This is a genomic window from Amycolatopsis sp. EV170708-02-1 (assembly GCF_022479115.1).
Classification (GTDB): domain Bacteria; phylum Actinomycetota; class Actinomycetes; order Mycobacteriales; family Pseudonocardiaceae; genus Amycolatopsis.
The window spans coordinates 6,642,130-6,654,854 of the sequence record NZ_CP092497.1 but is presented as its reverse complement, the minus strand read 5'-3'; the positions used below and the strand labels follow the sequence as shown (position 1 = coordinate 6,654,854).

The following is a 12,725-nucleotide window of genomic DNA, read 5'->3' as shown; positions in this document are numbered from 1 at the left end:
GCGTCCGCGGGCGGCGAGACAGGGGTTTCATCGAAATTTCATGGTCGCTCTCTAGCTTGATCGCGTGAACACCGACGAGCGGGGCACGAAGCGGTTCAGCGTGGTCGCCAGGACGAGAATGGCCGTGGCGCTGGTGGTCGCTGGCTGCCTGGCGCTGATCGGGCTGGCCGTGACCGGACAGGCGGCGACCCCGGAACGGCTGGAGTTCGTCCAGGTCGGCCACTGGGTCTACAACGACGCCGCGCAGTCCGCGTTCCACATCGACGGCTCGACGAACCGCGTCGACGCGCGCGCGGACGTGCCCGGCGCGAACGGCAGCCAGGTCGCGCAGGGGGACGGCTCCGGTTACGTGGTCGAGCGGAACCGCATCACGGAGTTCGACAAGGCGACCTTGAGCGTGGCGGAGTCCACGCCGCCGCCCGCGCCGGAAACGCCGTTCGTGATGGAGATCGCGGGTGGCCCGTACCTGGTCTACCGCAACGCCGGGCAGATCGTGCGGCTCGGCGACCCGGCCGCGACAGTGCCCGCAGGGGGGCCACTGTCCCGGCCGGTCGCGACCACCGAGGGGACGGTGTGGGCGCACCGCGTCGACAACGGCGCGGTCTGCGATCTGCCCAAGGGCGCCGCCGTCATGACCTGCCCCGCTCAGCTCCCGCCGGGGCACGGCGGCGGGCTCACGCTCGTCGGCGACCGGCCGGTCGTGCTCGACACCACCGGCGACAGCCTCCACCGCGTCGGCCCGGAGGGGCTCGGTGACGGCCTTCCGCTCGGCATCAAGCTTTCGCCGTCGGCACAGGTCGCCAACAGCGCCGTCGGCGACCGGCTGGCCATCGCCGACCCCGAGCGCAACCAGCTCCACCTCATCGACATCAGCGGCCTCGACCAGGACCGCCCCTCCGCGAAGCCGATTTCGGTCGAGCTGACCAAGGGCAGCCGGTTCAACGGCCCGCTCTCCTCCTCGAACGTCGTCGCCCTGGTCGACGAAACCCGCGGCGAGGTGCTGACCTACGACGCCGACGGCAAGCTCAAGTCCACCGCGAAGGTGCCCGGGCAGGGCACGCCGCCGAGGCTGGCCAAGGGCGAGGACAACCGGATCTACGTCGACAGTTCCGACGGCTCGCACGTGCTGGTCGTCAACGGTGACGACGGCACGGTGGTCGACGTCGACGTCGACAAGGCGGCCAACACCCAGACCGCAGGCGCGCCTTCGGCCGATCCGGAACCGTCCGGCGACCAGCCCCCGCCACAGCAACAGCAGGCGCCGCCGAACACGCAGCAGGCGCCCCCGCCCCCTCCCGTGGCGAAGGCGACTCCGCCCGGCGCGCCGAGGAAGGTGAGCGCGAGCTCGGGGGACGGCTCGATCAAGGTCTCGTGGAGCCCGGCGGCGGAGAACGGCGCGCGGATCACGGCCTACCGGGTGACCTGGACCGGCGGTTCCACCCGGGTGAGCGGATCGTCACGGGGAACCACGATCTCCGGGCTGACCAACGGAACCCCGTACGTGGTCACCGTGGTCGCGGAGAACTCGGCGGGCCTCGGGGTCGGCGCCAGCGCCAAGGCGGTCATCCCGGGACCCGCGAACCGGCCTGCCGGGGCGCCGGTCGTCACCGCGAACGCCACCGCTGCCGGCAAGGTTTCGGTGAGCTGGACCCAGCCCGACCTCCGCGGCGGCACGCTGGTGCACTACCTGGTGAGCGTGACGGGCAAGGGCCAGCGCACGGTTTCGGCCACGTCCGCGGAGTTCACCGGGGTCACCGGCACCGCGACCGTCACGGTCCGCGCGGTCACGAAGTTCGGCTCGGGAGCGGCGATCAACGGCGCCACCGGCAGCCGGAAGGTGACCGTGCCGGTGCCGTCGGATCCGCCGTCGATCACCATCTCCGGTGTCCGCGTCGGCACCACGGGACTGATCGTTTCGGTCAACGCCAACGGAAAGGGCGCGGCCGCGACCTGCCAGGCGGAGTTCAACGGCGCCCGTTCGGCCTCGAAGGCCTGCTCCGGCGCCACCAGCTTGAACATCAACAACGTGGTCTATTTCGGTGCCATCACGGTGACGGCCACCATCAAGACGTCCGGGGGAACCGGCACGGACAGCTGGACCGGTTCGCCCGGCGCGGGCGGCGGCGCCCCCGGTGGCTCGCTGATCTGGCTCGGGCCGATCGCGATGGTCGGCCTGCGCCGACGAAAGGAAAAGGAACTTCTGTGACGCTCACACCCAGGGTCGCCTTCGAGCAGATCGCCGAGAACGTGCAATCGGTGGTGCGCGGGAAACCGGAGGTCGTCCGGCTCACCGTGGCGGCGTTGTTCGCCGAAGGGCATCTGCTGATGGAGGACGTGCCCGGCGTCGGCAAGACGACGATCGCGCGCTGCGTCGCCGCCAGCATCGGCGGCCGGTGGAGCCGGATCCAGTTCACCCCCGACCTGCTGCCCGGCGACATCACCGGCGTGATGGTCTACCACCAGAACAACGAACGCTTCCAGTTCCACCCCGGCGGCATCTTCGCCAACGTGGTGCTGGCGGACGAGATCAACCGGGGTACGCCCAAGACACAGGCCGCGCTGCTGGAGGTGATGGCCGAACGCCGGGTCACCGTCGATTCGGTCGGACAGGCGGTGCCGAGGCCGTTCCTCGTGGTGGCCACGCAGAACCCGATCGAGCTGGAGGGCACCTACCGGCTGCCCGAAGCGCAGCTCGACCGGTTCCTCATGCGTATTTCGGTCGGCTACCCGGATCTGGAATCCGAGATGCGGGTGGTGATGGGGGATTGCGCCGGGGTGACGCCGGACGAACTGAAGCCGGTACTGAGCATCGCCGACGTCCAGTCCGTGATCGACGAGGTCCGGAAGTCCCATCTGGCGCCGGAGATCGTCAACTACGCGGTCCGGCTGGCCGCGGCGAGCCGCTCGCATCCCGACGTCCGCTACGGCGCGAGCCCGCGCGGCAGCATCGCGCTGATCCGGGCGGCACAGGGGCTCGCCGCCACCTTCGGCCGCGACTTCGTCACCCCGGACGACGTCAAGGACGTCGCGCATCCGGTGCTCGACCACCGGCTCGTGCTGACCCCCGACGCCGAACTCAACCAGCGGCGGACCGCCGACATCGTCGACGAACTCCTGGGCGCCACGGCCGCGCCCATGGCCGCGATGGGGAGGTAGGCGTGCGGCTCACCCGCCGCGGCGTCATCGTGCTGGCCTTCGCCGCCGGGTTCTACGCCCTCGGCGAGCTGGCCGGGTACACGTTTTTCCGTGCCTTCGCCGGGATCGCGGCGGGCGCGGTGCTGATCGCGCTGGCCACCACCCGGTTCCGGCCGAGGGTGGAGATCGGCCGGACCGTCCAGCCGGACCGGGTCGAGCGCGGGAAACCCGCGCTGGCCTCGCTCGTCGTGCGCAACACCGATTCGCGGCGGCACGGCGGTTTCGCCGCGGCGGACGGTATCGGCGGCGAAACGCACAGCCTGCGGGTCCGCCCGCTCGCGCCCGGCGCGGAAGCGACGTACCACTACGAGCTGCCGACGACGAGACGCGGGAAACTCCGGGTCGGCCCGCTCGTCGTGCACCGGCCCGACCTGTTCGACCTCGCGCGCGGCGACCAGACCGTCGGGAGTTCCGCGTGGTTGTGGGTGCACCCGCGGCGGCACGCGGTGCGCGCGGCGCAGGCCGGTCATCCACGGCACCACCACGAAGGCCCGATCACCGATCCGCCGCTGCGCGGTTCGGCGGATCTGCGCGCGGTGCGCGAGTACGTGGTCGGCGACGAGGTCCGGCATCTGCACTGGAAGGCGACCGCCAGGACCGGACGGCTCATGGTGCGCGAGTACGCCGACCCCGCCCAGCCCCGGTTCACCGCCGTGCTCGACACGCGGCCCGCGTCGATGAGCCCGGCGGTTTTCGAGGAGGCCGTCGAGGTGGCGGCCTCCCTGTTCTACGCGTCGGCGTCGGCCGGGCAGCACTGCCGCTTCATCACCGCCGCGGGTGCGGACACGCTGACCGACAGCGGGGTGCGCGCGGCACGGACACTGCTGGACGAACTCGCGCTCGTCACGCAGGACGCGGCGGACGACGCGCCGCTGCTGCCCTCGGCACTGGCCGCCGCCGAACGCCCCGGCGGGGTGCTCGTGCTGATCACCGGCCCCGACGCCGATCTCGGTCACGCCGCCCGCTGGCGGCCCGACACCGTGGTCCGGCTCGGTGACCTCAGGCCGTCGGCCGGCTCGCGCGGCCTGATCGTCGCGGTCGACGCCGCCGGTGCCGCGGCACAGTGGAATACCTTGGTGGGGAAGGCATGAGCGACCGATTCGACCGGATCGCGGTCGCCGCGCTGCTCGGCGCGACCGGGATCGCCGGGCTGCTGTTCGCGCCCGTGTTCGGCTGGGCGGCGCTGCTCGTCCCGGTGCTCGTGGTCGTCCTCGTCGCGTACGGCTGCGCCGAACTGACCGCGAAGTTCCCCAAGCTGACCCCCTACCGGCCGCTGCTCGTCGCGCTGCTCGGCCTGCTCGGGCTGATCGAGACGGTGCTGGCCTCGACCACGCTCGCCTTCCTGCCGACCGGCGCTTCGCTGCAGGGGCTGGCACGCGGCCTCACCGAAGGCTGGCGGCTCACGCTGCAGTCCACCTGGCCCGCGCGGCCGATCCCCGAGCAGCTGCTGTTCGTGCCGCTTTCGGTGCTGCTCGCCGTCGTGCTCGGCCTGGAACTGTTGCTGCGTCTCAAAAAGCCGCTCGTGGCGCTCGTGCCCAGCCTGGCCGTCGCCGGTCTCGCCCAGGCGTATCAGGCGGTGACGGGTGTCTTCGCGGTGGTGGCGGCGCTGGCCTACGCGCTGCCCGCCGGGCTCCTGTTGTGGTCGGGCCGTCGCGTCCGGTCGGTGAGCCGGGCGCCCGGTGGCCCCCGGTTCTCCTGGCGGGTGACCGGCTCGGCGATCTGGCCCGCACTGTCCACTGTGGTCGCCCTCGTCGCCGGAGCGGTCGCGCTCGCCGGGCTCGACCCGGCAGGCCGCGATCCGTTGACGCTCAAGGACACGCAGGCCGCGCCGCCGCCGAGGAGCCGGGTCGGCAACCCGCTGGACGAGATCGCGCAGCGGCTCATCCGGCCGGGCGAGGAGGTGTTCCGCTACCGCGGTGACACCCCGGTCGATCAGTGGCGCCTGATCGTGCTGAACGGTTTCGACGGGGCGAACTGGCTGTCCGACTCCCGGCTCCGGCGGCTCGGCGCGGGCCTCGAAGGCGCGCCCGGCGTGAGTGGCAGCGCGGAACTGAAGGTGCGCGGGCTTTCGGGACCGTGGCTGCCGAGCCATCAGGATCTGACCGGAGTGGACGGTCTGACACCGTTGGTGGACGAGTCGGCGGGCACCCTGATGATGGAATCGCCGTCGACGGGCCAGGAGCGGAATTACCGGCTCAGCTGGTCTTCACCCGAGGTCGATCTCGGCGCCGGGGAGATCGACGCAGGGGTGCCGGGCGGGCTCGGCGGGCTCGGCACGGTGCCGCCCGACATCGAGAACGTGGCGAAGGACGCCGTGCGCGGCCTGCGCCCGACGTTCCAGTCCGCGTTGCAGCTGGAACGCTTCCTCAGCACCAATTATCAGGTCGCGACGGGTACGGAGGAGCTGCCGACCGGGCACGGCTGGCCGCAGCTGAGGCATTTCCTGCTGGAGAGCAAGCGGGGGACGAGCGAGCAGTTCGCCGCCGCGTACGTCGTCCTGGCGCGGATGAGCGGTATCCCGGCCCGGCTCGTCGTCGGGTTCCGGGGCACGGCCGAGACCGACGGCGGGATGCACGTCGTCCGCAACCGCGATGTCCTGGCGTGGCCCGAAGTCGCGGTCGCCGGGGCGGGCTGGGTGGCGCTCGACCCGACCGCCGCCGCGGGTAAGGCGGAGCGGAGCCAGGCGGGGCCCGGCAAGGCGGTCGCCCGCGCGAGGGCCCAGCTCCCCGCCGAACAGCAGTTGCGGCCGCCCCAGCTCCCGCCGGGCACGCCCGCGGAATCCGCCGAGGACGAGAGCGCCGAAGCGGGGATGAGCTGGTGGTGGCCGTCGCTCGTCGCCGCGATCGTCCTTTTCGGACTCCTTTGGCTCGTCGGGGTCCCGGTGGCCAAGGTCGTCCGCGCCCGGCGGCGGCGTCGCCGGTCCGGTGCCGAAGGGGTGCTCGGCGCGTGGGACGAGATCCGCGACCGGTTGCGCGCGCACGGCGTGCCGTTCCGGATCGGGATGACCCCGCGCGATCTCGCCGAATCGGCCGGATCGCTTGCCGGGGAAGGGATCCGCGAGCCGGTCGCCCGGCTGGCGAAGGTGCTGGACGTGACGCTGTGGTCCGGCGTCCCGGTGGGGGACGGTTCGGTCCGGCGGGCGTGGCAGGAGGTCGGCGAGGTGCGCCGGGGGCTGGCCACCAGACCGTTCGCGGCTCGGGTGCTGGCGGCACTCGAGCCGCGGACCCTGGTGCCGATCAAGTCCCGGGGGAGGGGCTGAAGGACGCTTTCCCCGCATGCCATGCGGGGAAAGCGCCCTTCGTCGCGTCCTATGCGGGGAAAGTCCCCTTCAGCTCACGGGTTGCAGCGGGCGCCGCGGATCGCGACCGGCTCGGTGGTGTAGATGTGCCGTCCGTCGGTCGCCCTGAGCTGGAAGCAGTATCGGCGCGCCGGGTCGACGGGGACGTCCAGGCTGCGCTGACGGTGCGCGACGAGCTGTTTCGTTTCGATCCGCTCGCCCGCCATGATCACGACGAAGTCCAGTTCGCCTTCCGCGGTCCAGGTCAGCTGCACGTGATCGCTCTGGTCCTTCGGCGGCGCGAGGGCCAGCTTGACGTCCGGCGCCGGCGCGGAAGCCGGTGCGGGCGGCGGGATCGCGGCCGCCACCGGGACGGCCTGCCCGCCGATCTCCGCCGGGCCGAGTACCAGCGGCAGCACGGCCAGCCCGGCGGCGAGCACCCCGGCGCCCGCCAGCGCGAAGGGCTTCCAGGGAAGCCCGCGTTCGGTTTTGAGCGGACCGCTGAACTCGCGGATGAGGGTGCGGCCGCCCCGCGGCGGCGCCTGCACCACCTGGACCGGCGCCGGGGCGGCGTGGACCGGGGCGGCGGGCCGGTTGATGTCGGCGAAGTCGTCGAATTCGACTTCGACGTCTTCTTCGCTTGGCAGGTCTGAGGAATCACCGGTGACGACCTCGCCGCCGGGACGGCTCAGCTTCGTGAACAGCCGTGCCAGCGACGCGACGTCCTGCGGCCGGTCGGCCGGTTCCTTGGCCAGCAACCGCAGGATCGTGGCGGAGAGTTCACCCGGGACACCCGGAACCTGGATCGGCGCGACCGGTTCCCGCAGCACCTGGAGGATCCGCTCGCCCGGCTGCTGCCCGGTGTGGCGCGGAAACGGCGGCGTTCCGGTCAACGCGACGTAGAGCACCGCGCCGAGTCCATAAAGGTCGGACGCGGGGGAAAGCGTGTCGTCGCGCAGGGTTTCCGGGGCGGTGTACTCGACCGCGTACATCGGGTCGCGCGGGAATCGCCGCCGCAGGGCCACGCCGAAGTCGGCGAGCACGAACTCGCCGGACGCCCGGTACAACACGTTGTGCGGGTTCACACCGCCGTGCAGGACGTCCGCGCCGTGCGCAGCGGCGAGCGCCGACGCGATCGCGGCGCCGAGGGCGAGCACGTCCGGAACACCCAGCCGGGCGCCGGAATCCAGCACACCGGCCAGTGAACCCGCGCACAGTTCGCGGCGGACACCGGATCGGCCGTCGGGAAGCGTCAGGACGTCGTCGATCTGCAGGACCGAGCGCGTCGAGCGCACGGCGGCCAGCGCCTTGCGCTCCCGTTCGAGCCATGCGGAGGTCTCGCGGTCGAAGGTGCCGGGGAACATCTTGATCGCGAAGTCGTTGCCCGTGGCGGGATCCTTGCCCGCGTACACGGTCGCGATGGGGCCCTGGGCGAGCAGCCCTGTCTCGATGCTCATGACCCCATTGTCGCGCAAGAGGTCCGGATCCGGAGTACTTTCCCGGCGGCAGGTTCCTGCCGCCGGTGCCCGGCGGGCCCGTCGCTGGCCGACCCTTTTCCCATGCAGACTGCCGGCCTGGTCAGGGTCACCATCACCACTCCGCACCGGCGCATCGACATGGCGCTGCCGGAACACGCGTCCGTCGCCGAAATCCTCCCCGGACTGCTCGCGCGGGCGGGCGAAGGAATGGCGGACGACGGGGTCGCCGGCGGCGGCTGGCAGTTGCGCCGCGCCGACGGGACGGCCTTCGATCTGGACCGGACGCTGGGCGCGCATCGCGTCCGGGACGGGGAGATCCTCCATCTGACGCCGCGCCGCGCCGAATGGCCGGAGCCCGAGTACGACGACCTCGTGGACGCGATCGCCACCGGTTCCGGCCGTACCGGCAAGGCCTGGGGGCCGCGGCACACGCGGCAGGCCGGGCTGGCCGTCGGCGCGGTGGCGATGTCCTTCGGCCTGCTAGCGGTGCTGCGCGCCGGCCCGGCGTGGACGGCGCCGGCGGCCTGGGCGCTGGCCGTCTCGGCGTTGCTGCTGGCGGCGGGTGTCCTGCTCGCACGGGCGCTGCGCGACGCCGGGGCCGGGGCGGTGCTCGCCGCCGTCGCGCTCCCGTTCGCCTTCGCCGGCGGCGGTCTGCTGCTGGCGGGCGACGATCCGATCGGCGCGCTGTCCGCCGGTCACCTGCTGCTGGCGAGCGCGGCGCTGCTGCTCGCGGCGGTCGTCGGTCATCTGGGGGTGACCGCCGCGCCCGCCCTGTTCGCGGGGGCCGCCACCGTCGGCCTCCTGGGGGTGCTCGGCGGCTGGCTGGCCACCTTCGACGATCTGGCGGGCTACCGGTCGGCGGCGGTGATCGGCGGCGGGGTGCTCGTGCTCTCGACCACGTTCGCGCCGCTCTCGCTGCGGCTCGGCCGGGTGCCGATGCCGGTGCTGCCGCGGTCGACCGCGGATCTGGTCCGCGACGATCCCCAGCCACCGCTCGAACTCGTGCACGCCGCCGTCGCCAGAGCGGACGCGCTGCTCACCGGGATGCTGGGCGGGGCGGCGATCGTCGCCATGTACTGCCAGCTGCAACTGATCCGCAGCGACAGCGAAGCCGCGGTCGTCCTCGTCGCCCTGCTCGCGGCCGGATTCCTGGTGCGGGCACGGCTGTACCCGATCCTGCGGCAACGGACGCCGATCCTGGTGGCCGGGATCTTCGGCGCCGGATGCCTGCTGGCAGGCCCGCTCATGGCGGACCGCTCGCTGCTGCTCGTCCTGGCCGGGCCGTTGTCGCTGGCGGTGGCGGCGGGCGTGATCGCCTCCGGCGTCGTGCTGAGCACCCGCGCCGCCAACCCGTATCTCGGCAGGATCGCCGAGTACTTCGAGATCCTGGTGACGATCGCCGTCGTCCCGGTGGCGTGCTCGGTGCTCGGCCTGTACGGCTACGTGCGCGGACTGGGGGGCTGAAACCATGGCGTCCAAACGGGATCAGCTGCAGGCGTACCAATTCCTGGTGCAGCGCGCCATCTCCGCGCTCGTGACGAGGGAGACCGACCCGGAGCAGCCGCCGTTCCGCCGTCCCTCCGGTGCCGCTTTCGCCGGTGTCGCACTGGCGATCGTGGCGCTGGCGTGCGTCGGGGTCTACGGGATGATCGTGCCCGGCGGGAACAATGCCTGGCGCAAGAACGCCGCCGTCATCGTGGAGAAGGAGAGCGGGACCAGGTACGTCTACCTGGACGAACGGCTGCATCCCGTCGCGAACTACGCGTCCGCGCTGCTGCTGCTCGGCGAACACGGCACCACGGAACGGGTTTCGCGCGAATCACTCGCCGGAGTCCCGCGGGGGCCCCGGATCGGTATCGCCGACGCGCCGGACGGCTTGCCCGGCCCCGAAAAACTGCTCACCGGATCGTGGTCGCTGTGCTCCGCGCCCGCGAGCGACCTGGCGGGCAGCCGGATCGAGGAATCGGTGCTGCTGGCGGGCGCCTCGCCGTCCGGTGGCGCGGAACTGGGGGACCAGGCGCTGCTGGTGGAATCGACGTCGACCGGCGACCGGTTCGTCGTGTGGCGCGGGCACCGGCACCGGATCACCGACTACGGCGCCGTCGGCACCGGGCTCGCGCTGACCGCCGAGCCGTGGGCGCGGGTCGGCCGGGCGTGGCTCGACGTGCTCCCCGAAGGCACGCCGATCGGCCCGCTGCCGGTGGCCGCGGCGGGCGAGGTGTCGACCGCGGTGCCGGGCCGGACCGACATCCGGAACGGGATGTTGCTGATGGTGCAGACCTCCGGCGGGGGACAGCAGCACTATCTGGCCGAACGGGACGCCCTGCGGCCGATCAGCGAACTGCAGTACGACGTCCAGCGCGCGAGCGCCCAGATGCTCGCCGCCTATCCCGGCGGCGAACCGAAAACCGTGCCGCTGCCGCCATCGCTGGCGACCATGTCCCGGCAACTGGACCCCGTCCAGGCCGACGCGGGCGCCGCACCCGCCACCCGTCCGGCCATCGCGCGCCTGCGCGATCAGGACACCACCGTGTGCGCGACCTTCGGCGACGGCGCCGCGGCGCCCGCCCTGACCGTCGATCCGGCGATGCCGCCCGCGGATCCGATGTCCACCACCGCCCGCCGGACCGCCTCCGGGACCCCGCTCGCGGACCGCGTCCACGTGCCGCCCGGCAGCGCGATCGTCGTCGAAGCGATGCCCTCAGCACAGGCACCCGCCGGAACGCTTACCGTCGTGACCGACATGGGGCGCCGTTATCCGCTGGCTTCGCCCGATGTACTGAAGATGCTGGGCTACCCGTCGGCGCGTCCGGTGCGGCTGCCCGCCGGCCTGGTGGCGCGGCTGCCCGAGGGCCCGAGCCTCGACCCGGCCGCCGCGCGGCGCCAAACCCTGGGCGGCTGACCGGATTCCCGTGTCCCGGCGCGTGACTCGCGTGCTTGGAGGCGGATCATGCGTGCTTGGAGGCGGAACACACGATGCGGATCCGGTCTCAGCGTGTTCCGCCTCCAAACACGCGAGTTCGCTCCTAAATCACGCGAGTTCCGTCTTCCATCACGCCATGTGCCAGGAATTGAAACGACGTGAAGGCCCCCTTCACTGCGTCTAGCGCAGTGAAGGGGGCCTTCACGTCCAGCGGCTCAGCGGGGGTTCGTCCGCCACAGGTCTTCGTCGAGCATCTGTACGGAGCCGGACTCCGACTCACCCGGCCGCCGGCCGCGCGTCAGCGTGAACCCGGCGTCCGGATTGCCGTTGGCCGCACGGCCGCGCAGCTTCGCCGGAACCCCGTCGCTGCCGCCCGAGGACGCCCGGCGGCCGGACCCGTTCCGCCCGACCGGCTGGTCGCTCGACGACGGCCTGAGCGTGCTCGCCGTGTTCTGCCCACCGGCGTGCGGCGGCGCCATCGGGGACATCGGGCCCGTCGTCGCCTTCGCGGTGGACGAGCCCGCCGCCCCCGGTTGGATTTCGGAAGCCAGGCTGGGCGCCTTTTTGGTCCCGATCGGCTTTGCCGCCACCGGAAGTCCCGCCCCGCCCGCCACGCCGATGCCGCCGAGCAGCCCCGTCGGAACCGGCGGCGCTCCCGAACCGCCCGGCAAACCGCCGAGAGCGGGGACCGCCCCGGCCGCGGTCGGCAGCGGGGCGAGGCCGGCGAGCGAAACACCTGACGCGCCGTCGTAGCCGGGGATTTCTGGCACCGAGATGTCCGAGCCCGTCCCGCCGCTGCCGCCGCCGACACCTAGGGACTCGGCCAGACCCTGCACTTCGGACAGCGCGTTCATGCCCGCTTCCGCGGCCTTGATGAAGTCGGCGGGCGAGTTCCCCTCCGCCGAGGCCTGCGGGGTCTCGGGCATCATGTGATCGGGTTGCTGGATCCCGGAAGCCGAAACGACCTTGAGCATGGACATGTCGAACTGTGCGCCGAGCGCGGTCATCCGTGCACCCGAGGCCTGCTGGATGAGCGGAGCCGCCCAGGCGGTCAGCGGATTGGCGATCGCCGCCATGTACTGGCTGTGCAGCAACGACACTTCCTGCATCGTCTCCTGGATACCGCTCGCCAGCGTCGTCAATGTCTCGGCCGGCTGAGCGAGATCGATCCGCTCGCCCCAGAACTGGAGTTCGGCGAGTGAGCGTTGCGCCCTTTCCTCGTGGGCGCGGCCCGCGTCGTCCTGCCAGGTCGGCGAAAGCTCGCCCACCCTGGTGTGCAATTCGGTCGACGCGCTTTCGATCCAGGCACGGGATTCGGTCCACATGCGAGCCGCGTCGGTGAGGACGGCGACATTGGCCTGCTCGGCGGTGATCATCGCCAGATGTGCCTCGATCGGCAGCAGGTTGTAGGGAACAGCCATGATCAGCTCCTCAGACCAGGTCCTGCGGGGCGCCGCCCGCGGACCCCTCGGCCGGTTTTTCGGTGGCGGTGGACGGTTGCTGTGCGGAGCCCGCGGTCTGCTTCACCAGATCGATGCCCTGTTTGAGCACCTTCGTGGCGGATGTGGCCAGTTCGAGCGCGCTGGTGACGTCCGCCGCGCTGTAGGTGATCGCGGCGGTCTTGACCTTCGTCGAGTCGGTGACCATTTCTTCGGTCATCTTCGTCATGAACGCGGCCATGCTCGCGGTCGCGGCCTTGTCCAGCACCGACATCGCGATGCCTTCGAAGAGGCCGGTCAGATTCGGCGGTGTTCCCAGCCGGGCCAGGGACGGCGGCATCTCCGGTGCGGTGAGCTGACTCGAATAAGCGCTCATCGACTCGGTGTCCGCGTTGATTCGATCGGGCATCTAC

At 72.1% G+C, this 12,725-nt stretch carries 9 protein-coding genes; 6 read left to right on the top strand and 3 right to left on the bottom strand.

The genetic code is table 11. From position 1 onward, the window contains the following. The first annotated feature begins 64 nt into the window (after nucleotides 1-64). From MJQ72_RS30220 to MJQ72_RS30205, 4 genes are read left to right on the top strand one after another with little or no spacing between them, the layout of a single operon-like run. The gene (locus MJQ72_RS30220) at nucleotides 65-2,206 is read left to right on the top strand and encodes a fibronectin type III domain-containing protein (protein WP_240594452.1); all 2,142 of its coding nucleotides are present in this window, start codon (nucleotides 65-67) and stop codon (nucleotides 2,204-2,206) included. Continuing rightward, nucleotides 2,203-3,156 (top strand): MoxR family ATPase, encoded by a 954-nt coding sequence (locus tag MJQ72_RS30215; protein WP_038509449.1) that lies wholly within the window; start codon nucleotides 2,203-2,205, stop codon nucleotides 3,154-3,156. The genes MJQ72_RS30220 and MJQ72_RS30215 overlap by 4 nt, the downstream gene beginning before the upstream one ends. 2 nt (nucleotides 3,157-3,158) lie before the next feature. Then, a complete protein-coding gene (locus MJQ72_RS30210) occupies nucleotides 3,159-4,286 on the top strand; it encodes a DUF58 domain-containing protein (RefSeq protein WP_240594451.1) in 1,128 nt (375 codons plus the stop codon). After that, on the top strand, nucleotides 4,283-6,454 hold the full coding sequence (locus MJQ72_RS30205) for a transglutaminaseTgpA domain-containing protein (protein WP_240594450.1): 2,172 nt from the start codon (nucleotides 4,283-4,285) through the stop codon (nucleotides 6,452-6,454). Before MJQ72_RS30210 ends, MJQ72_RS30205 begins: the two co-directional genes overlap by 4 nt. A 74-nt stretch (nucleotides 6,455-6,528) precedes the next feature. On the opposite strand, the gene MJQ72_RS30200 is transcribed toward MJQ72_RS30205, so the two are convergent. Continuing rightward, nucleotides 6,529-7,929, bottom strand: a complete 1,401-nt coding sequence (locus tag MJQ72_RS30200; RefSeq protein WP_240594449.1) for a protein kinase domain-containing protein — start codon at nucleotides 7,927-7,929, stop codon at nucleotides 6,529-6,531. A 102-nt stretch (nucleotides 7,930-8,031) separates the two neighbouring features. Here MJQ72_RS30200 and eccD point away from each other — a divergent pair, with 102 nt between their 5' ends. Further along, on the top strand, nucleotides 8,032-9,414 hold the full coding sequence (eccD, locus tag MJQ72_RS30195; RefSeq protein ID WP_240594448.1) for a type VII secretion integral membrane protein EccD: 1,383 nt from the start codon (nucleotides 8,032-8,034) through the stop codon (nucleotides 9,412-9,414). Between the two features lie 4 nt (nucleotides 9,415-9,418). After that, nucleotides 9,419-10,852, top strand: a complete 1,434-nt coding sequence (eccB, locus tag MJQ72_RS30190; protein WP_240594447.1) for a type VII secretion protein EccB — start codon at nucleotides 9,419-9,421, stop codon at nucleotides 10,850-10,852. Nucleotides 10,853-11,088: 236 nt separating this feature from the next. Here eccB and MJQ72_RS30185 read toward each other — a convergent pair whose 3' ends face one another. Both MJQ72_RS30185 and MJQ72_RS30180 read right to left on the bottom strand, forming a co-directional pair. Then, on the bottom strand, nucleotides 11,089-12,294 hold the full coding sequence (locus tag MJQ72_RS30185) for a hypothetical protein (RefSeq protein WP_240594446.1): 1,206 nt from the start codon (nucleotides 12,292-12,294) through the stop codon (nucleotides 11,089-11,091). Nucleotides 12,295-12,304: 10 nt separating this feature from the next. Beyond that, complete coding sequence (locus MJQ72_RS30180) at nucleotides 12,305-12,721, bottom strand: hypothetical protein (protein WP_240594445.1); 417 nt, start codon at nucleotides 12,719-12,721, stop codon at nucleotides 12,305-12,307. Nucleotides 12,722-12,725 lie beyond the last annotated feature (4 nt).

Bases quoted from the DNA above. Each gene is read 5' to 3' on its own strand.
- MJQ72_RS30205 (WP_240594450.1), top strand. From the start codon at position 4,283: ATGAGCGACCGATTCGACCGGATCGCGGTCGCCGCGCTGCTCGGCGCG.
- MJQ72_RS30200 (WP_240594449.1), bottom strand. From the start codon at position 7,929: ATGAGCATCGAGACAGGGCTGCTCGCCCAGGGCCCCATCGCGACCGTG.
- eccD (WP_240594448.1), top strand. From the start codon at position 8,032: ATGCAGACTGCCGGCCTGGTCAGGGTCACCATCACCACTCCGCACCGG.
- eccB (WP_240594447.1), top strand. From the start codon at position 9,419: ATGGCGTCCAAACGGGATCAGCTGCAGGCGTACCAATTCCTGGTGCAG.
- MJQ72_RS30185 (WP_240594446.1), bottom strand. From the start codon at position 12,294: ATGGCTGTTCCCTACAACCTGCTGCCGATCGAGGCACATCTGGCGATG.
- MJQ72_RS30180 (WP_240594445.1), bottom strand. From the start codon at position 12,721: ATGCCCGATCGAATCAACGCGGACACCGAGTCGATGAGCGCTTATTCG.